Origin of the sequence: Pseudomonas sediminis (genome assembly GCF_039555755.1) — a bacterium.
Lineage (GTDB): Bacteria > Pseudomonadota > Gammaproteobacteria > Pseudomonadales > Pseudomonadaceae > Aquipseudomonas > Aquipseudomonas mendocina_D.
Genome location: NZ_CP154631.1, coordinates 3,296,035 through 3,322,398, shown reverse-complemented (window position 1 = coordinate 3,322,398; position 26,364 = coordinate 3,296,035). Strand labels below are relative to the sequence as shown.

At 61.5% G+C, this 26,364-nt stretch carries 23 protein-coding genes and 1 pseudogene; 12 read left to right on the top strand and 12 right to left on the bottom strand.

The genetic code is table 11. The features are described from left to right. The first annotated feature begins 22 nt into the window (after positions 1-22). Together map and AAEQ75_RS15590 are read left to right on the top strand one after the other, a co-directional pair. Complete coding sequence (map, locus tag AAEQ75_RS15595) at positions 23-811, top strand: type I methionyl aminopeptidase (RefSeq protein ID WP_343349636.1); 789 nt, start codon at positions 23-25, stop codon at positions 809-811. 84 nt (positions 812-895) lie between these two features. Beyond that, a complete protein-coding gene (locus tag AAEQ75_RS15590; RefSeq protein ID WP_343349635.1) occupies positions 896-3,592 on the top strand; it encodes a [protein-PII] uridylyltransferase in 2,697 nt (898 codons plus the stop codon). Between the two features lie 38 nt (positions 3,593-3,630). On the opposite strand, the gene AAEQ75_RS22025 is transcribed toward AAEQ75_RS15590, so the two are convergent. Both AAEQ75_RS22025 and AAEQ75_RS22020 read right to left on the bottom strand, forming a co-directional pair. Next, positions 3,631-4,395 (bottom strand): methyl-accepting chemotaxis protein, encoded by a 765-nt coding sequence (locus AAEQ75_RS22025; protein WP_372857471.1) that lies wholly within the window; start codon positions 4,393-4,395, stop codon positions 3,631-3,633. 90 nt (positions 4,396-4,485) lie between these two features. Next, a pseudogene (locus AAEQ75_RS22020) lies at positions 4,486-5,493 on the bottom strand (HAMP domain-containing protein); the annotation flags it as partial. A 231-nt stretch (positions 5,494-5,724) separates the two neighbouring features. Here AAEQ75_RS22020 and dapC point away from each other — a divergent pair. After that, positions 5,725-6,921, top strand: a complete 1,197-nt coding sequence (gene dapC, locus AAEQ75_RS15580) for a succinyldiaminopimelate transaminase (protein WP_143505239.1) — start codon at positions 5,725-5,727, stop codon at positions 6,919-6,921. A gap of 165 nt (positions 6,922-7,086) precedes the next feature. Here the strand turns inward: dapC and AAEQ75_RS15575 are convergent, their stop codons facing one another. Next, the gene (locus AAEQ75_RS15575) at positions 7,087-8,721 is read right to left on the bottom strand and encodes a Na+/H+ antiporter (RefSeq protein ID WP_343349633.1); all 1,635 of its coding nucleotides are present in this window, start codon (positions 8,719-8,721) and stop codon (positions 7,087-7,089) included. A 152-nt stretch (positions 8,722-8,873) separates the two neighbouring features. On the opposite strand from AAEQ75_RS15575, the gene AAEQ75_RS15570 reads away from it, so the two are divergent. The 4 genes from AAEQ75_RS15570 to AAEQ75_RS15555 all read left to right on the top strand — a co-directional run bounded on the left by AAEQ75_RS15570 (position 8,874) and on the right by AAEQ75_RS15555 (position 12,104). After that, positions 8,874-9,221, top strand: a complete 348-nt coding sequence (locus AAEQ75_RS15570) for an ArsC family reductase (RefSeq protein ID WP_343349632.1) — start codon at positions 8,874-8,876, stop codon at positions 9,219-9,221. A gap of 38 nt (positions 9,222-9,259) precedes the next feature. Beyond that, positions 9,260-10,294, top strand: coding sequence for a 2,3,4,5-tetrahydropyridine-2,6-dicarboxylate N-succinyltransferase (dapD, locus tag AAEQ75_RS15565; RefSeq protein WP_343349631.1), 1,035 nt, complete (start codon positions 9,260-9,262; stop codon positions 10,292-10,294). 72 nt (positions 10,295-10,366) lie between these two features. Then, on the top strand, positions 10,367-11,572 hold the full coding sequence (locus tag AAEQ75_RS15560) for an aminotransferase class V-fold PLP-dependent enzyme (protein WP_343349630.1): 1,206 nt from the start codon (positions 10,367-10,369) through the stop codon (positions 11,570-11,572). Between the two features lie 118 nt (positions 11,573-11,690). Beyond that, a complete protein-coding gene (locus AAEQ75_RS15555; RefSeq protein WP_343349629.1) occupies positions 11,691-12,104 on the top strand; it encodes a SufE family protein in 414 nt (137 codons plus the stop codon). A 25-nt stretch (positions 12,105-12,129) separates the two neighbouring features. Here AAEQ75_RS15555 and AAEQ75_RS15550 read toward each other — a convergent pair whose 3' ends face one another. From AAEQ75_RS15550 to tcdA, 3 genes are all read right to left on the bottom strand, one after another. Then, positions 12,130-12,600, bottom strand: a complete 471-nt coding sequence (locus AAEQ75_RS15550; protein WP_343349628.1) for a DUF1456 family protein — start codon at positions 12,598-12,600, stop codon at positions 12,130-12,132. A gap of 38 nt (positions 12,601-12,638) precedes the next feature. Beyond that, positions 12,639-13,433 (bottom strand): substrate-binding periplasmic protein, encoded by a 795-nt coding sequence (locus AAEQ75_RS15545; RefSeq protein ID WP_343349627.1) that lies wholly within the window; start codon positions 13,431-13,433, stop codon positions 12,639-12,641. Between the two features lie 151 nt (positions 13,434-13,584). Continuing rightward, positions 13,585-14,394, bottom strand: coding sequence for a tRNA cyclic N6-threonylcarbamoyladenosine(37) synthase TcdA (gene tcdA / locus AAEQ75_RS15540; RefSeq protein ID WP_343349626.1), 810 nt, complete (start codon positions 14,392-14,394; stop codon positions 13,585-13,587). Between the two features lie 244 nt (positions 14,395-14,638). Between tcdA and dapE the strand changes: the two genes are divergently transcribed. From dapE to AAEQ75_RS15525, 3 genes are read left to right on the top strand one after another with little or no spacing between them, the layout of a single operon-like run. Beyond that, complete coding sequence (gene dapE / locus AAEQ75_RS15535) at positions 14,639-15,781, top strand: succinyl-diaminopimelate desuccinylase (protein WP_343349625.1); 1,143 nt, start codon at positions 14,639-14,641, stop codon at positions 15,779-15,781. Continuing rightward, positions 15,778-16,605: a putative RNA methyltransferase gene (locus AAEQ75_RS15530; RefSeq protein ID WP_343349624.1), complete on the top strand. Its 828-nt coding sequence runs from the start codon at positions 15,778-15,780 to the stop codon at positions 16,603-16,605. The genes dapE and AAEQ75_RS15530 overlap by 4 nt, the downstream gene beginning before the upstream one ends. 5 nt (positions 16,606-16,610) lie before the next feature. Continuing rightward, positions 16,611-16,982 carry a hypothetical protein gene (locus AAEQ75_RS15525; RefSeq protein WP_143505229.1) on the top strand — a complete coding sequence of 124 codons (372 nt, stop codon included), beginning with the start codon at positions 16,611-16,613 and terminating at the stop codon, positions 16,980-16,982. Between the two features lie 438 nt (positions 16,983-17,420). Here AAEQ75_RS15525 and AAEQ75_RS15520 read toward each other — a convergent pair whose 3' ends face one another. From AAEQ75_RS15520 to AAEQ75_RS15500, 5 genes are all read right to left on the bottom strand, one after another. Next, positions 17,421-17,630, bottom strand: a complete 210-nt coding sequence (locus AAEQ75_RS15520) for a cold-shock protein (protein ID WP_004423973.1) — start codon at positions 17,628-17,630, stop codon at positions 17,421-17,423. Between the two features lie 230 nt (positions 17,631-17,860). Next, positions 17,861-18,853: a DUF4340 domain-containing protein gene (locus AAEQ75_RS15515; RefSeq protein ID WP_343349623.1), complete on the bottom strand. Its 993-nt coding sequence runs from the start codon at positions 18,851-18,853 to the stop codon at positions 17,861-17,863. A gap of 163 nt (positions 18,854-19,016) precedes the next feature. Then, positions 19,017-20,849 (bottom strand): GldG family protein, encoded by a 1,833-nt coding sequence (locus tag AAEQ75_RS15510; protein WP_343349622.1) that lies wholly within the window; start codon positions 20,847-20,849, stop codon positions 19,017-19,019. A gap of 9 nt (positions 20,850-20,858) precedes the next feature. After that, the gene (locus AAEQ75_RS15505) at positions 20,859-21,590 is read right to left on the bottom strand and encodes an ABC transporter permease subunit (protein WP_343349621.1); all 732 of its coding nucleotides are present in this window, start codon (positions 21,588-21,590) and stop codon (positions 20,859-20,861) included. Continuing rightward, a complete protein-coding gene (locus AAEQ75_RS15500; protein WP_343349620.1) occupies positions 21,587-22,510 on the bottom strand; it encodes an ABC transporter ATP-binding protein in 924 nt (307 codons plus the stop codon). The genes AAEQ75_RS15505 and AAEQ75_RS15500 overlap by 4 nt, the downstream gene beginning before the upstream one ends. 528 nt (positions 22,511-23,038) lie before the next feature. Here AAEQ75_RS15500 and AAEQ75_RS15495 point away from each other — a divergent pair. Beyond that, a complete protein-coding gene (locus tag AAEQ75_RS15495) occupies positions 23,039-23,656 on the top strand; it encodes a hypothetical protein (RefSeq protein ID WP_343349619.1) in 618 nt (205 codons plus the stop codon). A 306-nt stretch (positions 23,657-23,962) separates the two neighbouring features. Here the strand turns inward: AAEQ75_RS15495 and AAEQ75_RS15490 are convergent, their stop codons facing one another. Further along, entirely contained in the window at positions 23,963-25,006 is a 1,044-nt protein-coding gene (locus tag AAEQ75_RS15490) for an IS110 family transposase (protein ID WP_343349617.1), read from the bottom strand. Between the two features lie 187 nt (positions 25,007-25,193). Here AAEQ75_RS15490 and AAEQ75_RS15485 point away from each other — a divergent pair, with 187 nt between their 5' ends. Continuing rightward, on the top strand, positions 25,194-25,580 hold the full coding sequence (locus AAEQ75_RS15485) for a hypothetical protein (RefSeq protein ID WP_343349616.1): 387 nt from the start codon (positions 25,194-25,196) through the stop codon (positions 25,578-25,580). Positions 25,581-26,364 lie beyond the last annotated feature (784 nt).

Genomic DNA, 26,364 nt, shown 5'->3' with positions numbered 1-26,364 from the left:
CGTTCGTGCCCGAGAGCTTCATATGACCGTCACCATCAAATCCGCCGAAGAAATCGAGAAAATGCGCGTCGCTGGTCGCCTGGCCGCCGAAGTGCTGGAGATGATCGGCGAGCACGTCAAGCCGGGCGTCACCACCGAAGAACTGGATCGCATCTGCCATGACTATATCGTCAACGTGCAGCAGGCGATTCCCGCCCCGCTCAACTACAAGGGCTTTCCCAAGTCGATCTGCACCTCGATCAACCACGTGGTGTGCCACGGCATCCCTAACGACAAGCCGCTGAAAGACGGTGACGTGCTGAACATCGACGTGACCGTGATCAAGGACGGCTACCACGGCGATACCAGCAAGATGTTCATGGTCGGAAAGGTCGCCGAATGGGCTGAGCGCCTGACCAAGGTCACCCAGGAGTGCATGTATAAAGGCATCGAGCTGGTCAAGCCGGGCACCCGCCTGGGCGATATCGGCGAAGTGATCCAGAAGCACGCGGAAAAGAACGGTTTCTCCGTGGTCCGCGAATACTGCGGCCATGGCATTGGCGCCGTGTTCCACGAGGAGCCGCAGGTGCTGCATTACGGCAAGGCCGGCACCGGCATGGAGCTCAAGGAAGGCATGACCTTCACCATCGAGCCGATGATCAACCAGGGTCGCCCGGAAACCCGCCTGCTCGGCGACGGCTGGACCGCCATCACCAAGGACCGCAAGCTCTCGGCGCAATGGGAGCACACCGTGCTGGTCACCGCCGATGGCTACGAGATTTTCACCCTGCGCAGCGATGACACCATCGCACGCACCTCAGCTGGCCACTGACTCGTAGGGTGCGCCATGCGCACCATGAACCGAAACGGTGCGCACGGCGCACCCTGCGACCCCTTATATAAGGAAGGCACCTGCATGCCGCAGATGGACCCCGAACTGTTTGACCGCGGTCAGTTCCAGGCCGAGCTGGCGTTAAAATCCAGCCCCATCGCCGCATTCAAGAAGGCCATCCGCGGCGCGCATGAGGTACTCGATGCGCGCTTTCGCGACGGCCGCGACATTCGCCGCCTGGTCGAGGATCGCGCCTGGTTCGTCGACCAGATCCTGCAGGAAGCTTGGAAGCGCTTCGCCTGGAGCGAGGACGCCGACATCGCCCTGCTGGCAGTCGGCGGCTACGGCCGTGGCGAACTGCACCCCTATTCGGATATCGACCTGCTGATCCTGCTCGACAGCAGCGACCACGAAATCTTCCGCGAGCCCATCGAGGGCTTTCTCACCCTGCTCTGGGACATCGGCCTGGAGGTCGGCCAGAGCGTGCGCTCGGTCGACGAATGCGCCGAGGAGGCACGTGCCGACCTGACAGTGATCACCAACCTGATGGAAAGCCGCACCATCGCCGGCCCGGAGCGCCTACGCCAACGCATGCAGCAGGTCACCAGCACAGACCAGATGTGGCCGAGCAAGCACTTCTATCAGGCCAAACGTGACGAGCGCAGAGCGCGCCACGCCAAGTACAACGACACCGAATACAACCTCGAGCCCAACGTCAAAGGCTCGCCCGGCGGCCTGCGCGACATCCAGACCGTGCTCTGGGTCGCTCGCCGCCAGTTCGACACCCTCAATCTGCAAGCTCTGGTCGGCCAGGGCTTTCTGCTGGAGAGCGAATACGCCCTGCTCTCCTCCAGCCAGGAGTTCCTGTGGAAGGTGCGTTATGCCCTGCACATGCTCGCCGGGCGCGCCGAAGACCGCCTGCTGTTCGATTACCAGGCCAGAATCGCCGCGCTGTTCGGCTATCAGGACGGCGACGGCAAGCGCAGCATCGAGCACTTTATGCAGAAGTACTACCGCGTGGTCATGGGCATTTCCGAGCTGTCGGACCTGATCAACCAGCATTTCGAGGAAGTCATCCTGCGCGCCGGCGAAAGCGGCCCGGCCACGCCACTGAACAGCCGCTTCCAGGTGCGCGACGGCTATATCGAGGTGACCCACCCGAACGTCTTCAAGCGCACGCCGTTCGCCATCATCGAAATCTTCGTGCTGATGGCGCAACACCCGGAGATCAAAGGCGTGCGTGCCGACAGCATCCGCCTGCTACGCGACAGCCGCCACCTGATCGATGACGATTTCCGCAAGGACATCCGCAACACCAGCCTGTTCATCGAGCTGTTCAAGTGCAAGGAAGGCATCCACCGCAACCTGCGCCGGATGAACCGCTACGGCATTCTCGGCCGCTATCTGCCGGAGTTCGGCCATATCGTCGGGCAGATGCAGCACGACCTGTTCCACATTTATACGGTCGATGCGCACACCCTCAACCTGATCAAGCACCTGCGCAAGTTCCGCTGGCCGGAGCTGGCAGAGAAATTCCCGCTGGCCAGCAAGCTGATCGAGAAACTGCCCAAGCCCGAGCTGATCTACCTCGCCGGGCTTTACCACGATATCGGCAAGGGCCGTGGCGGCGATCACTCCGAGCTTGGCGCGGTGGACGCCGAAGCCTTCGCCCGTCGCCATCATCTGCCGGCCTGGGACAGCGCGCTGATCGTCTGGCTGGTGCAGCACCACCTGGTGATGTCCACCACCGCGCAGCGCAAGGACCTCTCCAACCCGCAGGTGATCCACGATTTTGCCCAGTTCGTCGGCGACCAGACGCACCTGGATTACCTCTACGTGCTGACCGTGGCCGATATCAACGCCACCAACCCCAACCTCTGGAACTCCTGGCGTGCCAGCCTGCTGCGCCAGCTCTATACCGGAACCCAGCGCGCACTGGGCCGGGGCCTGGAAAATCCGCTGGACAGGGAAGAGCAGATTCGCAGAACGCAGAGCACGGCCCTGGACATTCTGGTACGCGGCGGCACCGACCCGGACGATGCCGAACAGCTGTGGAGCCAGCTCGGCGACGACTATTTCCTGCGCCACACACCTGGCGACGTCGCCTGGCACACGGACGCCATTCTCCAGCACCCCGACGACGGCGGCACGCTGGTCCTGATCAAGGAAACTTCTCAGCAGGAGTTCGAAGGCGGCACGCAGATTTTCATCTACGCCCAGGATCAGCACGACTTCTTCGCAGTGACCGTGGCCGCGATGAGCCAGCTCAACCTGAACATCCACGATGCACGGATCATCACCTCCACCAGCCAGTTCACCCTGGATACCTATGTGGTGCTAGAGGCCGACGGCAGTTCGATCGGCAACAATCCGGCACGCATCCAGCAGATTCGCGAAGGCCTGATCGAAGCACTGAAGAACCCCGATGACTACCCGACCATCATCCAGCGTCGGGTACCGCGCCAGCTCAAGCACTTCGCCTTCGCCCCGCAGGTGACCATTCATAATGACGCGCAGCGGCCGGTGACCATCCTCGAGCTTACCGCCCCGGACCGCCCCGGACTGCTGGCACGGATCGGACGCATCTTCCTCGAATACGACCTGTCGCTGCAGAACGCCAAGATCGCCACCCTAGGCGAGCGCGTCGAAGACGTATTCTTCATTACCGACGACAAGGGCCAGCCGCTGTCCGATCCCGAGTTCTGCGCCCGCCTGCAGGAAGCGATCATCGCCAAGCTCGCCGAACCAAGTGCCCCGAGCACGACACAGATCACCTTCTGAGCACCCGGATGCGGCGGGCGCCGCATCCAGGGCCAGGTTCAGATCCTGAAACTGTCCACCAGTTGCTTGAGGCGACGGACCTGCTGATCCAGTTCGGTACAGGCACTGAGGCTGGACTGCAGGTTGCTTACACCATCCTGGTTCAGCGTGTTGATTTCGGTGATGTCCATGTTCAGGCTCTCGATCACCGAGGTCTGCTCCTCGGTAGCGGTCGCCACTGACTGGTTCATGCCGTCGATCTCACCGATGCGTCGGGTCACGCCGCGCAGGTTCTCGCCGGCCTGCCCACCGATGCGCACACTGTCGTCACTGAAGCGACGACTCTCGGCCATGGTCGCCACGGCGTCACGGGCTCCAGCCTGCAGTTGCTCGATCATCTGCTGGATCTCCAGCGCCGAGCTCTGCGTGCGCTGCGCCAGGTTGCGCACCTCATCGGCGACCACGGCAAAACCTCGCCCGGCCTCACCGGCACGCGCCGCCTCGATGGCGGCGTTGAGCGCCAGCAGGTTGGTCTGCTCGGAAATACCCTTGATCACATCGAGAATCTGGCCGATATCGTTGCTCTTCTCGCTGAGCAGTTCGATATGCCGACCGGAAGCCTGGATCTTCTCCGACAGCTCCCCCATCGAACTCAGGGTACGTTCCACCATGCCCTGGCCTTCCTCGGCGTCACGGCGCGCATCACTGGCCTGCACGGAAGCATCGGCAGCATTGCGCGCAATCTCCTGGGCGGCTGCACCGAGCTCGTTGATCGCGGCGGCGACGCTGTCGGTGCGCGCAGCCTGTTCGCTGGAGTTACCCATGGAGGCATTGGACGCCTGCACCACGGTGCTGACCCGTGCATGCACCTCGCGGGTCGCGGAGGCCACTTCGCGGATGGATTCGTGAATACGCTCGACGAAGCGATTGAAGGCCCCCGCCAACTCACCGAACTCGTCACCGGAGGCGATCGTCAGACGCTGGGTCAGATCCCCCTCACCGTCGGCGATGCCGCCCATGGCGTGGCTCATCACGTGCAGCGGACGCAGCAGGATACGGATCAGCCCACCGAGCAGGATCAGGATGGCAACCACGCCGATGATAGTGACCATCAGCGCAGACACGCGAAACTCGCTGAGCGCGGCGAACGCCTTGCCCTCATCGACGGACAAACCGACGTACCAGCGCACGCCCGACAGCCCCTTCACCGGCAGGAAAGTGACCAGGCGGGCGCTACCCTCGATGGACGAAGCATCCTGCAGGCCAGGTTGCAGACGTGGTGCACCGCTGGGGAATAGGTCCGCCAGGGTCTTGAGCACCAGGCTCTTGTCCGGATGCACCAGCACCGTGCCCTTCTCGTCGACCAGGAAGGCGTAGCCCATGCCGCCGAGATCGAAGGAATTGAGTATGTCATCGACCGTCTGCAATTTCAGATCGCCGCCGACCACACCCTGCAGGGCACCGCCAACGCTGACCGGTCGGGTGATGGTGATCAGCAGACCGTCACGCGGATCGGCCGCCAAGTAAGGCTCGGTAAGGCCTGGCCCGCTGCTGCCCACCGCACTCTTGTACCAGGGACGCTGACGCGGATCGTAACCAACAGGCAACTCGCTGGCCGGGAACTGGGTATAGGTACCGTCAGCCTGGCCGAAGTAGGCATAAAGGAAGGCCGAAGCGATGCTGCGATGCTGCAGGTTGCGGCGCAGTGGTTCGGGCGAGCTGTCGTCCTGGACGGATTCGGCGAGGTTATCCAGCAACTGCATGCGCCCATCGAGCCAGTGCTGGATGTTGCCAGTGGAGACGATTCCGACGTCGTTCAGATAGTGGGACAGATTGTCGCGGATCGCATTGCGTTGCAGGTAATCGTTATACAAGGCAAATGACGCGAAAGCCGTGATGACCACCAGGGAAGCAGCCAGCATGATCTTGTGACTGAATTTGAGGGTGCGCATGGAGAGAACTCACCAGAAGAAGGGATGAACGGGTGACATGAGGATTATCGGCTGAGCGTGTGCCGTCTTGAGCTGCACCGGCATCGGTTTGGCGACCTAAACGGATGGAAAACGGACGGACAAAGGGAATTTCCCCAAAGAGCCTGCCGTGCTAGTGTCGCCAGCTTTGTCGCCGCCTCACAAAGGACCCGTCGGATCATCATGAACCACGCCCTCGCCCAGTTGCAGCCCTACCCGTTCGAGAAGCTCCGCGCCCTGCTTGCCGGCGTGCAACCTGCCGCCGACCGCTCGCCCATCGCCCTGTCGATCGGCGAGCCCAAGCACCGCTCACCGGAATTCGTCGGCCAGGCCCTGACCGCCAACCTCGACAAGCTGGCTGTGTATCCGACCACCCTGGGCCTGCCCGAACTGCGCCAGAGCATTGCCAACTGGTGCGAACGCCGTTTCGGCGTGCCGGCAGGCTGGCTGGATGCCGCGCGCCACGTGCTGCCGGTCAACGGTACGCGCGAGGCGCTGTTCGCCTTCACCCAGACGGTGGTCGACCGCGATGCCAAGGGCCTGGTAGTCAGCCCCAATCCGTTCTATCAGATCTACGAAGGTGCCGCGTTCCTTGCCGGTGCCGAGCCGCACTATCTGCCGTGCCTGGAAGCTCACGGCTTCAACCCGGATTTCGAGGCAGTGCCGACAGAGGTCTGGCAACGCTGCCAGATCCTGTTCCTCTGCTCACCCGGCAACCCCACCGGCGCGCTGATCCCGGTCGAGACACTGAAGAAACTGATCGCCCTGGCTGATGAGCACGACTTCGTCATCGCCGCTGACGAGTGCTACAGCGAACTGTACTTCGACGAAGATACTCCGCCTCCGGGCCTGCTCAGTGCCTGCGCCGAGCTGGGCCGCAGCGATTTCAAACGCTGCGTGGTATTCCATAGCCTGTCCAAGCGCTCCAACCTGCCGGGCCTGCGCTCGGGCTTCGTCGCTGGCGACGCCGGGATCCTCAAGGATTTCCTGCTGTACCGCACCTACCATGGCTGCGCCATGCCGGTGCAGACCCAGCTAGCCAGCGTAGCGGCCTGGAACGACGAGGCGCATGTGCGCGCCAACCGTGATCTGTATCGTGAGAAGTTCGATGCAGTGCTGAAAATTCTGGCCCCGGTGATGGACGTTCAGCGCCCGGACGGCGGTTTCTACCTGTGGGCGCGCACGCCGGGTGACGACACCCTGTTCACCCGCGACCTGTTCGCCAGCGAACACGTGACCGTGGTGCCGGGCTCGTACCTGTCGCGTGAGGTCGATGGCGTCAATCCGGGCGCCGGACGCGTGCGTATGGCGCTGGTCGCGCCCCTGGCAGAATGCATCGAAGCCGCCGAGCGCATCGCTCGCTTCATTCGCGGCGCCTGAAGCGCTCTATAGTCGCGGCTAACGCCCCTCCCACAGCAACCTGACTACGGGTGGGGCCTGAGCCCGCAGGGCGGGTGCAACCCGCCCCCTGCCCGCTGCCGAGGCAGGGCCCGGCGGATTGTTCGCTTCGTACCTGAATCCGCCCTACGAATGAACGCAGGCGCCTCAGCTATTGTGTAGACGCGCCTCGGCGATATCCAGATCGCGCAGAATCTCGGTCAGCATGTCGTCATCCAGTTCGTTGTCCTTACGCATGCGGTACAGCTCCAGCCGCTGAGTGCGCAGTGCCTGCAGGCGCAGGCGGTATTCCAGACGATCCACTTCACGCTGCTGCTCCCGCGACTCCTCGCCGTCGCGGGCACGCTCGAGCAGGTCGCGGTATTCGCTCATCAGCCGGGCCTTGACCTCCGCCGAGGAAATCGCGCCCTCGGCATTGGCCGCGCGCTCGTCCTCGGATTCCAGGTAGCGAATTGCCGACTCCAGTATCACTGCACGATGACGATTGAGTTCACGCTCACGCAGAGCCGCATTGTCCTGAGGCAGGCGCGGCAATATTCGCGGTAAAGCCACACTGGCCACCAGCAGCGAGAGCAGGATCACCCCGGCGGCGAGCAGAATCAGCAGATCACGCTGGGGAAACGCCTGGCCACTGTTGAGCAGCAACGGCAGCGACATCACCCCAGCCAGGGTTACCGCCCCACGCACGCCGCCCAAGGTCAGCACTGCACTCAGCGCGATACGGGACTGCCCGGCGAAACGCGTCGGCTCGCCACGTAGGCGGCGCACCGCCCCGGAAACCCGCCAGTAGCCGTAGACCCAGACGAAACGCAGCAGCATCAAAATCGCGTAGATCGCCACCACCATGCCTAGCGCCTCGAGGCCGAACAGCCAGGGCGCCTCATGCGTGCCCAGCGCAGCATCGAGAATGTCAGGCAACTGCAAGCCGAGCAGCAGGAAGATCAGGCCGTTGAACGTGAACTCCAGCAAGGTCCAGACGCTGCGATTGAGCAGGCGCGTGGAGGTCTGCCTGGGCAGCAGATCGAGGCGGCTCTGCATCATCCCCGCTGCTACTGCGGAAAGAATACCGGACAGCCCCAGATGCTCGGCGGCGACATAGGCGGCGAATGGCAACAACAACAGCAACAGTACGTGCGGCGCTGGGTCTTCCCAGCCACGGGCGATCATCCAGGCGCGCAAACGCCCCAGCAGGTAGCTCAGGGCCACACCAACGGCCAGGCCACCGAAGGCCACCAGCAGGAATTGCACGCTCGCGTCGGTAATCGAGAACACACCGGTCAGGGTCGCTGCCACGGCGAACTTGAACGCCACCAGGCCCGAGGCGTCGTTCATCAGCGCCTCGCCCTGCAGCAAATTGTTCAAAGTGCTCGGCAGGCGCCCATGGGTGATCGCCGACACCGCCACGGCGTCGGTCGGCGACAACACGGCGGCCAGCGCGAAGCAGGCAGCGAGTGGCACCTGAGGCAACAGCCAGTGCATGAAGTGTCCGGCGCCAAGGATGGTGAAAAACACCAGGGCGAAGGCCAGCAACAGGATCGGCGTGCGCAACTGGCGGAACTGCCCCTTGGGCATGCGCCAACCATCGACGAACAGCAGCGGCGGGATGAACAGCAGCAAAAACAGCTCAGGCTCGAGGCGCACATGCAGCCCCAGCACGGGAATCGCCAGCAGCGCGCCGATCAGAATCTGCAGCAGCGGCAATGGCAGGGGAATGAACTGGGCGGTAATGCGGGTGCCACTGACCACCAGCAACATGGTCAGAATGGTGTAGAGCAATTGCATGGCGTGGAACCGGCGGGAACGAGCGGGAGGCCATGATTCTAGCGCCGTAACACATCGCAGCGACAGCCACCGCCATGCAAGGACACGACGTGGCATAATGGCCCGCCGTATTTACCGGACCTTCCGGCACGCCACTCATCAGAGGAAGATCAATGAGTTACGTCCTGTATGGCATCAAGGCCTGCGACACGATGAAAAAGGCCAGAACCTGGCTCGATGAACACCAGGTCGACTATGCCTTTCACGACTACAAGAGCGTCGGAATCGACCGTGCAAACCTGGAAAAGTGGTGCAACGAGCATGGCTGGCAGACCATCCTGAACCGTGCCGGCACCACCTTCCGCAAGCTGGACGACGCGCAGAAAGCCGATCTCGACCAGGCCAAGGCCATCGAACTGATGCTGGCCCAGCCCTCGATGATCAAGCGCCCGGTACTCGACCTGGGCGCCAAGACCCTGGTCGGCTTCAAGCCGGATAACTACCAAGCCGCGCTGGCCTGATCACTCTCACCCGATTTCGTTGCAAGGAACCCATCTTAATGAGCACCTCCCTTTACAGCATCGCCTTTGGTGTTGGCACCCAGAACCGCCAGGGCAACTGGCTGGAAGTCTTCTACGCCCTGCCGCTGCTCAACCCGGCCAGCGATCTGGTGGCCAAGGCCGCCGAAAAGCTCGGCTATCAAGGCGGCAACCAGGCCATCACCTTTACCACTGCGCAAGCCGCCGATCTGGCCGAAGCCCTGAAAGGCGTGGACGCTGCTCAAGCGGCGCTGCTGACCCGCCTGGCCGAAAGCCACAATCCGCTGGTCGCCACCTTCCTGGCTGAAGATGCCGCCCTGACCAGCACCCCGGAGGCCTACCTCAAGCTGCACCTGCTGTCGCATCGCCTGGTCAAGCCGCACGGCCTGAGCCTGGCCGGCATCTTCCCGCTGCTGCCCAACGTCGCCTGGACCAGCCAGGGCGCCGTCGACCTCGGCGAACTAGCCGAACGCCAACTGGAAGCGCGCCTGAAGGGCGAGCTGCTGGAAGTATTCTCGGTGGACAAGTTCCCGAAAATGACCGACTACGTGGTACCGACCGGCGTGCGTATCGCTGACAGCGCCCGTGTGCGTCTGGGCGCCTATATCGGCGAAGGCACCACCGTGATGCACGAAGGCTTCGTCAACTTCAACGGCGGCACCGAAGGCCCGGGCATGATCGAAGGCCGCGTTTCCGCTGGCGTATTCGTCGGCAAGGGTTCGGACCTGGGCGGCGGCTGCTCGACCATGGGCACCCTGTCCGGTGGCGGCAACATCATCATCAGCGTCGGCGAAGGCTGCCTGATCGGTGCCAACGCCGGTATCGGCATCCCGCTGGGTGACCGCAACACCGTGGAAGCCGGCCTGTACATCACTGCCGGCACCAAGGTGAACCTGCTCGACGAGGGCAACGCCCTGGTCAAGGTGGTCAAGGCACGCGACCTGGCTGGCCAGCCGGATCTGCTGTTCCGTCGCAACTCGCTGACCGGCGCCGTGGAGTGCAAGACCCACAAGTCGGCTATCGAGCTGAACGAAGCCCTGCACGCCCACAACTGATCGTCATACCTCCCCTCTCCCTCCGGGAGAGGGGCCGGGGGTGAGGGCAAAACCACGCGGATCTGACAAACCATGTCACTGATTTCCCCCTGGCGCGCCGACTTCCCCGGCATTCTCGCCCTCGAAGCCGAAGGCCAAACCTATCTGGACAGCGCTGCTACTGCGCAAAAACCGCAGACGGTGCTGGACGCCCTGCTCGGCTACCTGGCCAGCGGCGTGGCCAACGTGCATCGCGCCCAGCATCTGCCAGGCGAACGCGCCACCCGTGCCTTCGAGGCGACACGCAGCCAGGCAGCGCAGTGGCTGAATGCGGCCAGCGCCGAGGAGATCATCTTTACCCGCGGTACCACCGAATCATTGAACCTGCTGGCCTACGGCCTGGAGCACTTGCTGCAGCCGGGCGAGCAGATCGTCATCAGCGTACTGGAACACCACGCCAACCTGCTGCCCTGGCAGCAACTGGCCAAGCGTCGCAGCCTGGAACTGGTGGTCCTTCCGCTCGATGACGCCGGCAGCATCGACCTGCATCAAGCGGCCCGACTGATCAGCCCACGCACCCGCCTGCTGGCAGTCTCGCAACTGTCCAACGTACTGGGTCGCTGGCAGCCGCTGGACGAGCTGCTGGCACTGGCGCGCACGCAAGGCGCCCTCACTGTGGTCGACGGCGCTCAGGGCGCGGTGCATGGTCGTCATGACCTGCAAGCGCTGGGCTGCGACTTCTACGTCTGTTCGTCACATAAGCTCTACGGCCCGGATGGCGTCGGCCTGCTATATGGCCGCCGCGAAGCGTTGGGCCAATTGCAGCACTGGCAATTCGGCGGCGAGATGGTGCTCGACGCCGACTACCATGTGGCGCGCTTTCGCCCAGCTCCACTGGGTTTCGAGGCTGGCACACCAGCGGTTTCTGCGGTCATCGCACTGGGCGCTGCACTGGACTGGCTGAACGGCCTGGATCACGAAGCCGTCGCCTGCCATGAAGCAGCCCTGCATGCCGAACTGCTGACTGGCCTGCAAGCACGTGACGGTGTTCGCCTGTTGGGCCAACCCCAATTGGCCCTGGCCAGCTTTTGTGTCGACGGCGTACATAACGCCGACCTGGCGCACCTGCTCAGCGAACAGGGTATCGCCGTGCGCGCCGGGCATCACTGCGCCATGCCGCTGATGAAAGGCCTCGGCCTGAGTGGTGCGATTCGCGTCTCGCTCGGCCTGTACAACGACGGCGAGGACCTGCAGCGCTTCTTCAGCGCCCTGGATAACGCCCTGGAGCTGCTGCGGTGAAGCGCGGCCAATGCTTCGTCGCAAGAGCGGCCTCAGCCGCGAATATCGGCAGCCGGACCATCGCGGCTGAAACGGAATGCCGCCCAGCCGCTCCTAAATGCTACGGGAGTCTCTCGCCATGAGCCTGCCAGTCGCTGCTCAGGAAGCACTGGCAGCCTTTGCCGCCTGCCCCGGCTGGGAGCAGCGCGCGCGCCTGCTGATGCAATGGGGTGAACGCCTGGCGCCATTGAGCGACACCGAGCGGGTCGACGAGCACCGTGTGCATGGCTGCGAGAGCCTGGTCTGGCTGATCGCCGAGCGCAGCGGTGAACATCTGCACTTTCGCGCCAGTAGCGACGCCCGCCTGCTACGCGGCCTGCTTGCCGTATTGCTGGCGCGGGTCGATGGTCTGCCTCGCGCGGAGCTGGCCAGTGTCGATCTGGTCGACTGGTTCAACCAATTAGGGCTGCAAAGACAACTGTCGCCATCACGCAGCAATGGTCTCAATGCCGTGCTGCAGCGTATGCGTGAGCTGGCAGGTCGACCAGCCTAAGCCCCACGCTTCGCGAGCGAAGCGGTTAGGCGCCTTTGCCCCGCTCACGTAAGGTCAAACCCCGCAGGAAATTGCGCAGAATCTGGTCGCCGCACTCGCGAAAATGCTTGTGCCCCGGCGCACGGAACAATGCGCCTAGCTCGGTCTTGGTCATCGGCAGGTCAGCCGCTTGCAGAATGGACTGAATATCATCGTCACGCAGCTCGAAGGCAACGCGCAGCTTCTTCAGGATCAGGTTGTTGGTCAGGCGCTTTTCCACCGGCAAGCGCGGCCGGCTGTCGTCCTTGCCACGCTTGTGGAACACCAGCCCTTCGAGCACGTGCGCCAGCAGCACATCGTTGCACGAGCGATAGCCTGGCTCGTCCTCGTGCAACAGACAGGCCGAGATCAAACCCGGCTCGACGGGATAATCCGCCAGCCGGCAGAGTTCTTCCAGCTTGGCGTCGCTGACGTCTAACAGATAGCGCAGGCTGCGCAGTACATCGTTATTGAGCATGCAAAAGACTCTTGAGAACGGAATTCGGCGAGTGCCGTTCAATCTCGCGCCAGCGGAGTTGACTGGCTGGGTTTCCAGTCATCGGCATCGCCGGAGTTGAGTGCCTGCTGCAGTCGCTGCAGATCACCACGGTTGGCGAACTCACGCAGCCCGGCATTGAACTTGCGCAACAGCATGACACTTTCCGGGTCATCCTTGCGAAACAACAGGCGCAAAGGCTCTGTATTGAGCTGACGCGGATGGTGAATGATGTTACCGCCGTCTTTTGGAAACAGCCGGCGCAACATGGCGTAACCCACCGCACGATCCTGCGGGTGCAAGTCGATGCGCCCCAGTTCAAGCAGACGGAAGCTGGTGTCTTCCTTGCCATTTTGCTCGACGTTGAGCCGACCGGCCTGCAACGCTGCATCGAACGCCGGGCCGTAGGAGTAACCCAGAGTCGTGCCAATGCGGTAGCTCAGTAAATCCTCGACCGTGGTCCAGTCGAACGCCTGCTTGCGACGATGGAACAGGACGATCTCTCCGCGCACCAGCGTGTCGCTACAAATCCCATAGTTGAGCCGGCTGGGCGTACAACTGTAGGGCATGATCGCGTGCAACTGCCCCTGCTGCAGCATCAGCACATTGCGGTCCCAGGGACGAAAGACGTACTCGACCTGATAGCCCGCCTCAGCAAAGACAGCGCTGATCAGACGCGCCAGAGCACCACCGTCACTACGCTCCTGATCGACGTAAGGCGCCCAGTCGCCGGTACCGATAAACAACTTCTTAGGTTCAGCCTGAACCGGTCCCATCGCCACCCACAACAAAGGCAACGCCAGGGAGGCGAACATCCGTGCCCAGCGTCTTTTAAGAGAGACGCTACAAAACAGGTACGACACAAATCACCTCTGATACGAATCATCTACGACGTCTCCCTGTCAGTTACGGCAACCTCTCCCATCTCGCCCCAGCATAGTCAAACGAAGCATGGCCGGGGATTTTTCAAGCCTTGGGCAGACGCTCCGCCGGGCGGCGTGCGCCAGCCACCAGTTTGTCTACCAGCTTGGCCGCTGCAGCCATACCGAAACTGGCGGTGACCATCATCACCGCACCGAAGCCACCGGCGCAGTCAAGGCGTACGCCTTCTCCGACGAAGCCCTTGGCCTGGCAGACCGTGCCGTCCGGCTTGGGATAGCGCAGCTGCTCGGTGGAAAACACGCAGGGCACGCTGTAGGTGCGTCCCGGTGTACGAGAGAAACCGTAATCGCGACGCAGCAGGCTGCGCACCTTGGCCGCCAGCGGATCGTTGAAGGTCTTGTTCAGATCGGTGACCTGAATCTGCGTTGGGTCGACCTGCCCGCCTGCCCCACCGGTAGTAACGATCTGAATCTTGCGCCGCTTGCACCAGGCGATCAGCGCCGCCTTGGCCGGCACGCTGTCGATGCAGTCGATCACCCCATCGAGCTGCTCGGTGATGTACTCGGCCATGGTTTCGCGGGTGACGAAATCCGCCACCGCATGCACCACGCAGGCCGGGTTGATGGCGCGGATGCGCGCGGCCATCTCGTCGACCTTGGCCTTGCCCACCGCGCCTTCGATGGCGTGCACCTGGCGATTGGTGTTGGTGATGCAGACGTCGTCCAGGTCGAACAGGGAAATCTCGCCGACACCCGAGCGCGCCAGCGCCTCGGCCGCCCAGGAACCGACGCCGCCGATGCCGACTACCGCCACGTGCGCCGCTGCCAGTCGTTGATAGCCCTCCTGGCCGTAAAGCCGGGCTATGCCGCCGAATCGCTGATCGTCAGTACCCATCACACCCCCTACAGGAAGGCGCGCATTATAGAGATAGCACCCTGCCCACCCAAGCCTGTCGAACAGGTCAGCCGTCGGCAGTCGTACAAGCTGCATTTACCGCGAATGCGCCGTGCGGCCGTCCCTCATCCGGCGCTTCGCGCCACCTTCTCCCAGAGGGAGAAGGGCATCAAGGATGGCGTCGCTGCGCGACTTTCACGGTAATATGGCCAGCCTTCACGCTAGCTGTCGTACCGGAGCCATCATGACCGCCCCCCTCACCCCGACCCTGGACCTCGCCTTCGACCTGATCCGCCGCCCGTCCGTGACCCCGGTCGACGAAGGTTGCCAGGAGCTGATGATGCGCCGCCTGGCCGCCTGCGGCTTCGAGGTCGAGCACATGCGTATCGAAGAGGTTGAGAATTTCTGGGCCAAGCGCGGTGGTGACGGCCCGGTACTGTGCTTCGCCGGCCACACCGATGTGGTGCCCACCGGCCCGCTGGACGCCTGGCAGTACCAGCCGTTCGATGTGCGCGTGGATGAAGACGGCATGCTCTGCGGCCGTGGCGCAGCGGACATGAAAGGCAGCCTGGCGAGCATGATCATCGCCGTGGAGCGTTTCGTCGCCGACTACCCGAAGCACAAGGGCGCCATCAGCTTTCTCATCACCAGTGATGAAGAAGGCCCGGCCCAACACGGTACCAAAGCCGTGGTCGAGCGCCTGCGCGAGCGCAGCGAGCGCCTGGACTGGTGCATCGTCGGCGAACCGTCGAGTACCACCCTGCTCGGTGACGTGGTCAAGAACGGCCGTCGCGGCTCGCTCGGTTGCACCCTGACCGTGTACGGCAAGCAAGGCCATGTGGCCTACCCGCACCTGGCGAAGAACCCGATTCACCTCGCCGCCCCCGCTCTGGCCGAACTGGCCGCCGAGCACTGGGATCACGGCAACGACTACTTCCCGCCGACCAGCTTCCAGGTGTCCAACCTCAATTCCGGCACTGGCGCGACCAACGTCATCCCCGGTGAGCTGAAAGCGGTGTTCAACTTCCGCTTCTCCACCGAATCTACCGTCGAAGGTCTGCAGCAACGCGTCACCGCCATCCTCGACAAGCATGGCCTGGACTACCACCTGGAGTGGGCGCTGTCCGGCCTGCCCTTCCTTACCCAGCCGGGCGATCTGCTGGACGCCGTGGCCGCCAGCATCAAGGCCGTCACCGGCCGCGACACCACCCCATCGACCTCTGGCGGCACCTCCGACGGGCGCTTCATCGCCACTCTGGGCACCCAGGTGGTCGAACTCGGCCCGGTCAACGCCACCATCCACCAGATCAACGAGCGTGTACTGGCCAGCGATCTCGACCTGCTCACCGAGGTTTACTACCAGACCATGGTGAAGTTGCTGGCATGAGCCTGATCTGCCCCATCTGCCAGACATCGCTGGAGCCAAGTGACAGCGGTCTGATCTGCAGCAACCGGCACAGCTTCGACCGCGCTCGCCAGGGGTACTACAACCTGCTGCCGGTGCAACACAAGAACAGTCGCGACCCCGGCGACAACGCCGCCATGGTCGAGGCCCGCCGACGTTTTCTCGACGCAGGCCACTACGCGCCGCTGGCTGCTCGTCTGGCCGCACTGGCTGCCGACTACAAGCCGGTGCGCTGGCTGGATATCGGTTGTGGCGAGGGTTACTACACGGAACAGATCGCCCGTGGCCTGCCCGCCGCCGACGGTTATGCCATGGACATCTCTCGTGAGGCGGTCAAACGCGCGTGCAAACGTGCTCCGCAGTTGAACTGGCTGGTGGCGAGCATGGCCCGCGTGCCCTTGGCCAATGCCAGTTGCAGCCTGCTTGCCAGCGTCTTCAGCCCACTCGACTGGAACGAGGCAAAACGCCTGCTCGCCCCTGGCGGCGGCCTGCTGCGCATGGGCCCGACCCGTGGCCACCTGATGGAGCTGCGGCAAAAGCTGTACGACGAAGTCCGTGACTACGACGACGAGAAGCATCTGGCGCTGATCCCGCCCGGCATGCAAATGGCCCACAGCGAAACCCTCGAATTCCCGCTGCATCTGGCCGACGCACAGGCTCGCGCCGACCTGCTGGCCATGACCCCGCACGGCTGGCGCGCCAGTGCCGAACGCCGAGAGGCGGTGATCGCCGAGCCCTTCGATGTCACCGTTTCAATCCGCTACGATTGGATCACCAAAACCCAGAGCCCACGCTCTCAGGACTGAAAGCCATGCGCCAACCCGACATCGAGATCTACCTGAAAGACGCCGAACGCGACGCCGTGGCTCAGTGGCTGGGCGAAGCCCTGGGCCCGTGCAGCGACTGGCAGCAAAAGGGCCAGACCTTCAAATGCAAGGCCGGGGACGTGCCGGTGACCTGGCTGCCGAAAGCCGTGGGCAAATGGCACAGCCTGTATCTGGAAAGCGACACCACGCCCTGGGCCGACGACCTGGCCTGCGCCCGCGCCGCCCATGCCGCGCTTGGCGTGCAAGTGCGTTGCGCACCGGGCACCTGGGTAGAAGATGAAAGCGATGAGGAAGCTGATCGCTGGATCAAGGTCGACGCCGATGGCGAAACCGAGATTGTCTGGCGTACTGAATAAAAGCGGCCGCTTGGCGGCCATCTGATGACCCTCTCCCGCTTGCGGGAGAGGGTGCCCGAAGGGCGGGAGAGGGTCAGGGGTCTCACGCTACGAGATTTTTGAATCGACAGCGAATCAGGGTGACAAAGCTTCGCACCGGGGCGGGACTCCTACGCAAGGCTGTTTGGGATCATGAATTCCGCCCGTAGCCCGGATGAAATCCGGGGATCAGCGCATTTCCCGGATTACATCTGGCTACAGTGTTCTTCACCTTCGCGGCCGCGTTCGGCGAGGGGAAAACTGGCAGTTTTGCGGTATTTTTAGCCCTCTGCCCCGGCCCCTCTCCACTAGGCGTGCCCCCAATTAATGGGAGAGGGGAGCTACCCGCGAAACGAAGTACAGCGTGCAGAAACAACAAGGCCCGTCATCGACGGGCCTTGTTGTATGTCGAGCGGGAGCTCAGACCGCGGAGACGTCTTCCGCCTGCAGGCCTTTCTGGCCCTGGGTCACACCGAACTCGACCTTCTGGCCTTCGACCAGGGTGCGGTGGCCGTCGCCACGAATAGCGCGGTAGTGAACGAATACGTCCGGGCCGCTTTCGCGCTGAATGAACCCGTAACCCTTGGAATCATTGAACCATTTGACGGTTCCCGTCTCACGATCTGCCATTACCAACTTCTCCAAACTCGCTATGTTTTTATTATCCCGAAGGCGCTTTGACGGCTCGGTAAAAACGGTCTTCTCAGCGTTCGCCACCCCCGGCAATCGAGCATGGAGCAGGTCAAGCGATTCGCGTTCTTGCTGCAGCCGAGGGCCGAGTATAAAGCATGAATTGTGACTGAAAAGCGCTTTGTTAAAAACCGCCAAGAACCCAGAAGATATGCAGGTTACAGCTTGTTTTACGAGCTTTTGACTAACAGATCGCGCAACTTCTTCGCCAGCCGCTGCACCTGATCAGGCTCCAGTCGATATGCCCAGTCACTGTGCGCACTCACCTCCGCAGCGTTGAAACCTTCACGCTCGCCAAGCACCAACCAATACTGTTCACCCTGCTTGTACAACGCGCCTTCGAGCTTTTCCTCGGCAAAACCGCTGAGACTGAACTGCAGCATCGGCGCCTGCTTGAAACCTATCTGCGCCAATGGTGCGGCGTCGGCGAACTGCAGGTTGGAGAAGACCAGGGCGACGCTATTGGCCGCACCCTCGAAGCTGAGCTTCTGCTCCTTGCGCAGCTCCTCCACGGCGAAGTTGTATTGCTGGGCATCGGCACGCTTCAGCGTGAGCTTTTCACCGTCGGCATAGCGCAACTCCACGCGCGCGATAGCGGTAAAGGGAATGTCGCTGATGCGTCGGTCCAGCCAGTCCAGCTCGCGAGTCGGCACCTGCAACTGCTGGTCGATCAACCAGACCTGATCCTCGCCGGCACGTCGTACCAGTTGTCCGCTGCCCTGACGCGAGGGGTTGCCCAGGCGCAGGCCAAGATCGGGATGCCCCTCGAATTGCAGCTTCAGACGTAAGGCCTGCTCCTCAGCCTTGCCTTCCTCGGCCAATCCCAGACGGCCATGCCACTGCGGGTTGGCGGTCTTGGCCTCGATGCTGCGTGCCTCACGCAGCGCTCGCAGCAGTTCCGCCAGCGCTTGCGGTGCAGCCGGATAGTCAGCCTTGGCCGGCACCACCCATTGCTCGTCGCGGCGTTCGATGCGCACCGACGGCTGCCCCGGCAGCTCGACCTCCAGCGCCTGCAAGGTGTTCAGGTAACCCTGTTCGGCCGCCAGCCAAGGCGCCTGCTCGATTTGCGCCACGTTCTGCTGCTGGCTGTGCTGCACGGCCAGGTAACCCAGCACACAAAGCAGCACGATGACGATCAATGCCATCAGACCTTTGCGTCCCATACCCATCTCACTGTTGATGACTCGAAAGCGACAAGGGCGGATCACGCTTCACCGATCCACCGTTGCGGTGGATGTAAAAAGCGACCTCCACCCTACGCTCGGTTCGTGGGAGGGCTTTAGCCGCGACTGTCGCCGCTGAAGCCCCTCCTACAAGCGATAACCCTCACGCGCGACGACGGCGCCGCCACAGCCACAACGCCAACACACCCAGGGTCAGCAGCGCCGGCACCAGGGCGATGTTGATGATTTTCAGCGTGCGGCCCAGCGCCTCGATATCGGCATTGAGCTGGTAGCGCACCTCACGCAGCTCCTTGCGAATCTCCAGCTTCTGCTGGATGAAGCGCTGCAAGGCGCCCTGCTGCTCCGGCGTCAACTCCAGCGCCTGGCCAGGATCATCATTGCGTTGCAGCGCCGCCAGTTGCTGCTCGGTCTCGGCCAAACGCGCCTGCAAGGCCTGCTCCTTGTCGCGGAAGCGCTGTTCGGCAGCGCGCTGCAGCTCTTCGACCACCACGAACGGACGACTGAAGCGACCACGCGAACGCACGCTGATGAGTGCTTCGGAACCGGTCAGATTGTCCAGCGCATTGATGGTGAAGCTGCCGTTATCCGCCCATGGCTGCGGCATGCGCTGGCCGAAGAAGTCCTGCACCTGCACCCACATGCGGTCGCTGAGGATATCGGTATCGGCCACCGCGATCACGTTGATGGTGTCCGCCTGCTTGAGCCCGTCCTTGCGCCCTTCGATGCCTTCCGGGTAAGCGCTCTGCGCCGGACCATCGATGCGTGCGGCGATGGTGTAGCGCTCGCCGGTCGGCTCCAGTTCGCGGATGAGCTCCTCGGGGTTCCTGAGCATGGCGAAGCGCTGGGCGTCGAACGGCATGGCGTATTCGGAGCTTTGCATCAGCGGCGTGAAACGCGTCTTCGCCCCTTCCAACGGCTCGAGAATGCCGGCAGTGGCCACTGTGACGCTCTCCAGCCCAGCCGTGGCGATATCGGCCTGATCCAGCGCCTTGCGCGGCAGGCTCAGCCAGGCAGCATGACGCACCGGGCGCTGCCCCTGCCCCATGTTCACCGACATGGCGTAGGAGCCATCGCCGAGCACCTTGTCCGGCACCATGCGCAGACCCCAGGCCTTGAACAGCACCTCGATGTTAGAGGCCTTGTCCACCGCCACCTCGCCCGGCATGTCACCACTGTCCGCTTCCGCGTATGGATCAACGAACACCATCAGCTTGCCGCCGCGCAGCACGAACTGATCGATGGCATACAGGGTCTGCTCGGGCAGATTCTTCGGATGCACCAGCCACAGCACCGAGACCTTCTCGGGAATCTGGTCGACATCGGTCCTGAGGTTCTCGATCTGGAACAACTGACGCACCTGCTCCAGCACCATCCACGGCGGCGTCGGCTGCCGCGCCATCATGTCGAAACCGCCGGTCATCGGCAGCCCGGAGAGCACGCCAACCACCGGCAGTTCCGGCTTGGCCAGGGTCTGCACCAGGCGGCTCAGCTCATATTCGAGATGTTCCTCCTGATCCAGGGCGAAGAACGGAATCACCTGGGTATCGTCCAGGCCGTTGGTGCCGGCCAGGCCGAAGTAGATCGAGTCGCCGCCCTGCTGCAGCGGGATGCCTTGCAGGCCGAATTCGGCAGCCTTGTCCTCGTCCTCGGAGAACGGCTCGGGGTCGATGATGTGCAGGCGAATCTTGCCGCCGGCCTGCGCCTGGTAGGCCTTGAGCATCTCCTCCACGCGCTGGGCGTAGGTGCGCAGCGCTGGCAGGTTCTTGGCCACCTTGTCCGAATAGAAGAAGTACAGATTGATCGGCTCGTCCAGCTCTCCAAGGATCTGCTGGGTGCCATCGGAGATGGTGTAGAGCTTCTGCTCGGTCAGGTCCAGGCGTGCACCGCCCAGACCCAGGCCAGCCAGCAGGTTGAAGGCGACAAAGGCCACCGCGATCAGCAGCAGCCCGGCGCCGGAATAGATCAGCTTTTTCATGGGCGCTCCTCAGTCGGCTTTCTTCAGGTCGATGACCACGGCAGTGGCGGTCAGCCAGGCAGCGATCAGCGAGAGGAAATACAGCAGGTCACGCAGATCGATCACACCCTTGCTGATGGCGTCGAAGCGCACCAGGAAGCTCAGCGAGGCGATGGCGTCCACCAGCCACTGCGGCGCCCAGGCGAAGGCGTCGAGCACCATGGGAAAGCCGCTGACGATAAACAGGAAGCAGGCGCTGACCGCGAGGATGAAGGCGATCACCTGGTTCTTGCTCAGCGCCGACATGCACGAGCCGATGGCCAGATAAGCCCCGGCCAGCAGCCAGCTGCCGATATAGCCGGTGACGATGGCGCCGCTGTCCGGCTCGCCCAGATAGTTGACCGTGATGATCATCGGAAAGGTCAGCAGCAGCGCGATGCCGGCAAACACCCAGGCCGCCAGGAACTTGCCGGTGACCGCCTCGAAGCGGGTGATCGGCAGGGTCATCAGCAGCTCGATGGAGCCGGACTTGCGCTCCTCCGCCCACAGGCGCATGGCAATCGCCGGCACCAGGAACAGATAGAGCCAGGGGTGGAAATTGAAGAAGGCCGACAGATTGGCCTGCCCGCCCTCGAAGAAGCCGCCCAGGTAGAAGGTGAACACCCCGGACAGCACCAGGAAGATGACGATGAACACATAGGCCAGCGGCGTGGCGAAATAGCTCGCCAGCTCGCGTTTGAAGATCACGGGCAACTGGGTCATGGCTGCTCTCCCCGGGTCAGTGTGCGGAACACCTCATCCAGGCGGCCGCGTTCCACGTTGAGTTCCTTGACCTTCCAGCCGCGCTCGGCAATCAGCGCATTGACCTGCGGGAAGATCACTTCGCCCGGCTGCGCCAGCACGCTCAGGCTGTGCTCGCGGGCGTTCTCCTCGACACCGGCGACGCCCGGCAGCGCCGCCAGGGCTGCCTGGTCCAGCACCTCATCGGCCACCAGCGTCACCGCCTGGTGATAGCGCGAGCGGCTTTCCAGCTCCAGCGGCGTACCATCGGCCAGCAAGCGGCCCTGGGCGATCACCACCGCGCGGGTACACAGCGCCGTTACCTCTTCGAGAATATGAGTGGAAATGATCACGATCTTGTCGCGGGCCAGCCCCTGAATAAGCTGGCGCACCTGATGCTTCTGGTTGGGGTCGAGGCCGTCGGTGGGCTCGTCGAGGATCAGCACGCGCGGATCATGCAGAATCGCCTGGGCCAGGCCAACGCGGCGCTTGAAGCCCTTGGAGAGCGTCTCGATGCTCTGCTCCAGCACCTTTTCCAGCTCCACCTGCTCCACAGCGCGCTGCACGCGAAGCGTCTTCTCGGCGCCGCGAAAACCGCGCACCTCGGCGATAAACCCAAGAAAGCCACGCACCGTCATGTCGCCATAGCACGGCGCGCCTTCCGGCAGATAACCGATATGCCGCTGGGCCTTGAGAGTCTGGGTCTGGATATCGCAACCGAGGATGCTCGCCGTACCGGAGGTCGGCGCGAGAAAGCCGGTGAGCATCTTCATGGTGGTGGATTTGCCGGCCCCGTTGGGACCGAGAAAGCCCAGCACCTCCCCTGGCTGGACCTGGAACGACAGGTCATCGACTGCCGTGTGCTGCGCAAAACGCTTGGTCAGGTTTCTTATATCGATCATGGCCTCTCACCGTCGCGAATGGCCTGCGCTCAGCGAAACCATCGCTAAAGCGCAGGCCGCAAGAACGCCGGACGTGGAAAAGCACACGCCCGGACGAGGGCAAGACCGTAGCAAAACTGAAAAGTTCAGTCAGCAGGTTGCAACAAGCAGTAAAAGGAATATAGCTTCGGCGATTGGACAGCTTCATGCCAAAGCTCAACACCCCATGGCGAAGCGCCATTTGCCGATGGATACATGGCCTGGGCGTTCAAGGCTTAGCGCGCGGAACACAAACAGGGTGTTCTGACTGTTTTTGAGCAACTGTAAGCAATGAGGCAAAAGAGGAAGTCAAGCGAATACGCCCAAGGATCAGGAGCTGACTGGTAATGCCATGATTTTAAAAAGAATTTCCCAGGGCAACCATGATAGTGGTGCGGAGTTAGATGGAAGGCTCTACTATCGCGTTAGTACCGCCTTCCGTCTAATCACTGTTAGACACTGCAAAGAAATCGCACTGAGCGAACTTTAAGATCATCAAGAGATAAAAAATTGAGAAAATTACTCATAGCAATAGCCATATTGATCTCATACCCAGCCATCACACACGCTGAAAATTATAGATTCGACGGGCTTTATGAAATATCCGCCCCAGGAGATTGGCGCGTTGTATCTAGCTCTCATGCGACCGAGCTAATGAGGCAAGCGAGCAAAATCGCTAACACGGCCAAAGTAGAGCTCGATGTAGATCTAAAGGATATCGCCACCCCTTTCATGATCTACAAAGAAAAGAGCAATGAAGCATTCCTAACAAGAGTTATGGTCGGGCCTCCAGAGCTAACAAAAGAAGAATTTGATGGCCTGACAGTTTCAGACATTAACACTCTAGGAGATGAGCTCTCCAAAAGACAAAATGAAATCATGAGAGCTTCTGGAATCAGGCTAATTTCATCGCAGTCCGGCACAGGCACATTCAAAGGCACTCCTGCAGTTCGGACTGAAAGCATATCTTACAACTCTAAGGGCTTTAAAGTTTCGCGGGCGCAGTACATTGTGTACCGCACATCCGCAACCCTGATAATTAGCTTAGAGCACACCGTACTCAGCGGCGAACCAAACTACAAACTAATAGAAAACCAAATATCCAGCTTCAATGTCCTAGCGCAGTGATGAACTCGAAACTATCGTGCAAGCAGCGTCTAACAAATGGTATATGGACTCTCCCCACAAGTAGTGAGTAAAGCTTTGCCTTTGCACCTGTCGTCAGCGCGGTTGCATTCGTATATCCGGCCTGTTGTGGGCGTTCACGGCCTGGCCATTCTGTAGTTCGCGCAGCGGGGGCCAAGCGTTCAATCGATCACGGGGATCATCATTGTTATCGGCCTTCTTCTGCTGCAGGACTCGCCTGTTCCGACAGTGCTGCTGTTCACCACAACCACAAGAAAACCATCACTCCCTAATTGATTACCCCCGCCGTCAGGCGGGCTTGACGCTCTGCCAATTGCCACTGAACCGCCGTTCATGGCACCACACCGCCCAGCAGATCCGCACCAGTTTGTTGGCCAGGGCCACCGCTGCCTTGTTGTGGCCGATCCGTGCTGCCGTTGTCACGGCCCAGCGCTGCAACTGCGTCAGTTTTTCCGGTGTGCGGGCCTGGCAGCGTTGTGCGGCGAGCAAGGCTGCACGTGAGCCGTGGATCAGTAACGTGCGCACATAGACATTGCCCTGCCGGCTGATATGGCCGAGCTTGCGGCTATTGCCACTGCTGAACTCACGCGGCGTCATACCCAGCCAAGCGCTGAGCTGGCGACCATTGGCAAATCGCTCGGGCTTACCGACGGCGGTCGTCAGGGCGCTGGCAGTCAGCAGCCCAATACCACTGACCTCATCCAGTTTGCGCACGATTTCATCGTCAGCGTGCCAGCGCTTGAGTTGCTGTTCGCATTCGGCCATGCACTGTTCGTACAGGTTGATCTCGGCCAGCACGATATGCAGCAGACGGCTCAAGGAGGCGAGTTCAGGTTGCTCAATCAGCTCACTGGCAGCCCTGATAAAGGCGGCGGTCGAGGTCGGGGCTTCGATCCCCGCTTCACGCAGCATGCCGCGCAGCAGGTTGATGCGCTGGGTGCGACTCTTCTTCCAGGTTTCACGCAGCCCGTGCAATTGCTGGAGCTGTTGCTGATCGTGGCTCTTCACCGGTACCGGATGAATGTCGGTGCAGCGCGCCGCTTCCAGCATGGCATCGCAATCATTGCGGTCGGTTTTGTTGCGACGGCGATAGGGCCGCACGTAGCGCGGGTGCAGCAGCTTCACCTGATGACCGAGCGATTGCGCCAGCCGCCCCCAATAGTGCGCGGTGCCACAGGCCTCCATCACCCACTCGACCGGCTCGGCCTGCTCCTGTATATATCGCCGGAACGCCTCTCGGTTCAGCCGCTTGCGCTGCACCACCTGGCCGGAACGGACACTCTCGGCAACTTGGTAAATGGACTTGGCCAGATCAACAGCGATACGTTTCATAACGACTCTCCCGCTCAAAAATCCTCGACACCTTGGTATAGAACTGTGGTGTGGGGAGAGTCCATTACAGCATTCAAGCCGCTCGCTTCGCTCACTCGGGACCGGCTAAAGCCGGCCCCTTAACCAAACGTTATATTTCAAAGGCCAAATTGTGACACAGCCAATCATGCAGAGAATTGTTCGCCACATGGCTGCCAGACTCGCAAGAAAACAAATAGAGTCGGCCGTTGCCTTTGGAGGTGAATTTGATTCGCAGCGCTTCACAAATGAAGCCGCTATTAGCTATTGGAAGAGAAAAAGCTGTGATTTTAACTTTGAGAAGGCTTATGGCGACGAGTGGTACAAACTTGGCCAAAAAGATGCACTTAATGGAATTTGTCGGTCAAAAGAAATAGCAATAGATTCTTACAAGCGCGGCTGGCTCAACAAGATATATGCTTTAAGCCACCAAGGGTGGATAAATCCAAAAATCATCAAAGACCATGGCTGGCTGAATAATCAAGTCATAAATGAATATCGCATAATAAAAACAAACTACATTGACCAATTGAACTGGGATGATCCAGAGGTTTGAAATATAACAACTGGTTCAAATCGCTCGCTCCGCTCGCTGGGACGGGCTAAAGCCCGCCCCTTAACCAAACGTTAAGTACACATGAATAATTGCAATCTCCGCTTTGTACTCTTCGGTCTGCTGATGGCCGTCGTTCCTCCGATTTCGGCAACCCAGCCATTGGCTGACACGCTGCTTGTTGGAAATGAACTCGGACCGATCCATCCAGAGAAATGCTGCTGGCTTGATTTACCCAGAACAGAACGCCTGTTTGCCGCAAAGCGGGCTGAAGCCTGCTCTGCTATAGGCGGGCCTGTGGGCCGGTTCGAACTGGTTGACCAGAAAATCTGGTTAGTCGGCTTAAGTCGATGCAGTGGTGATATGCCCTTGAAGCAGGTGTATCCCGAGTTTGGCAACCGCGTTCATGCAGATTGGCTCAGCGGAGTTTTCTTCGCGAGATTTTCGCCTATGTGCACTACTCCAGATGGACAGGAGGTGCATCGCACTGTATTGCGGTTGGAGGTGGATTCTGGAGTTGTCTCTAGCATGCAAAGAAGCGAGCTTGATGACTCTCTATGCGGGAGTGCGCCCTGACAAATCACTCTTCCGAACCCGCTTCGCGGGCCGACCTAATTCGGGCGTTAGCGGTATATGGGCCTGCTGGAGTGGAGATGGCGCAAGCAGTTGCTAGTGGCAGCCCCATATGGAAACTCACATCGGCCTGTCGCTGACCGCTAGCCCCGCAAAACCTCATGCCCATCCATGCGGCTGTCCGAGCGAGGCCTTCATCAACTGCATTGAATAT

Coding starts and splice junctions, on each gene's coding strand:
- dapD (WP_343349631.1), top strand. CDS start 9,260: ATGAGCACCTCCCTTTACAGCATCGCCTTTGGTGTTGGCACCCAGAAC.
- AAEQ75_RS15575 (WP_343349633.1), bottom strand. CDS start 8,721: ATGCAATTGCTCTACACCATTCTGACCATGTTGCTGGTGGTCAGTGGC.
- AAEQ75_RS15530 (WP_343349624.1), top strand. CDS start 15,778: ATGAGCCTGATCTGCCCCATCTGCCAGACATCGCTGGAGCCAAGTGAC.
- AAEQ75_RS15570 (WP_343349632.1), top strand. CDS start 8,874: ATGAGTTACGTCCTGTATGGCATCAAGGCCTGCGACACGATGAAAAAG.
- AAEQ75_RS15520 (WP_004423973.1), bottom strand. CDS start 17,630: ATGGCAGATCGTGAGACGGGAACCGTCAAATGGTTCAATGATTCCAAG.
- tcdA (WP_343349626.1), bottom strand. CDS start 14,394: ATGGGTACTGACGATCAGCGATTCGGCGGCATAGCCCGGCTTTACGGC.
- AAEQ75_RS22025 (WP_372857471.1), bottom strand. CDS start 4,395: ATGGGTAACTCCAGCGAACAGGCTGCGCGCACCGACAGCGTCGCCGCC.
- map (WP_343349636.1), top strand. CDS start 23: ATGACCGTCACCATCAAATCCGCCGAAGAAATCGAGAAAATGCGCGTC.
- AAEQ75_RS15515 (WP_343349623.1), bottom strand. CDS start 18,853: ATGGGACGCAAAGGTCTGATGGCATTGATCGTCATCGTGCTGCTTTGT.
- dapC (WP_143505239.1), top strand. CDS start 5,725: ATGAACCACGCCCTCGCCCAGTTGCAGCCCTACCCGTTCGAGAAGCTC.
- AAEQ75_RS15560 (WP_343349630.1), top strand. CDS start 10,367: ATGTCACTGATTTCCCCCTGGCGCGCCGACTTCCCCGGCATTCTCGCC.
- AAEQ75_RS15545 (WP_343349627.1), bottom strand. CDS start 13,433: ATGTTCGCCTCCCTGGCGTTGCCTTTGTTGTGGGTGGCGATGGGACCG.
- AAEQ75_RS15485 (WP_343349616.1), top strand. CDS start 25,194: ATGGCTGCCAGACTCGCAAGAAAACAAATAGAGTCGGCCGTTGCCTTT.
- AAEQ75_RS15510 (WP_343349622.1), bottom strand. CDS start 20,849: ATGAAAAAGCTGATCTATTCCGGCGCCGGGCTGCTGCTGATCGCGGTG.
- AAEQ75_RS15525 (WP_143505229.1), top strand. CDS start 16,611: ATGCGCCAACCCGACATCGAGATCTACCTGAAAGACGCCGAACGCGAC.
- AAEQ75_RS15590 (WP_343349635.1), top strand. CDS start 896: ATGCCGCAGATGGACCCCGAACTGTTTGACCGCGGTCAGTTCCAGGCC.
- AAEQ75_RS15550 (WP_343349628.1), bottom strand. CDS start 12,600: ATGCTCAATAACGATGTACTGCGCAGCCTGCGCTATCTGTTAGACGTC.
- AAEQ75_RS15555 (WP_343349629.1), top strand. CDS start 11,691: ATGAGCCTGCCAGTCGCTGCTCAGGAAGCACTGGCAGCCTTTGCCGCC.
- dapE (WP_343349625.1), top strand. CDS start 14,639: ATGACCGCCCCCCTCACCCCGACCCTGGACCTCGCCTTCGACCTGATC.
- AAEQ75_RS15490 (WP_343349617.1), bottom strand. CDS start 25,006: ATGAAACGTATCGCTGTTGATCTGGCCAAGTCCATTTACCAAGTTGCC.
- AAEQ75_RS15500 (WP_343349620.1), bottom strand. CDS start 22,510: ATGATCGATATAAGAAACCTGACCAAGCGTTTTGCGCAGCACACGGCA.
- AAEQ75_RS15505 (WP_343349621.1), bottom strand. CDS start 21,590: ATGACCCAGTTGCCCGTGATCTTCAAACGCGAGCTGGCGAGCTATTTC.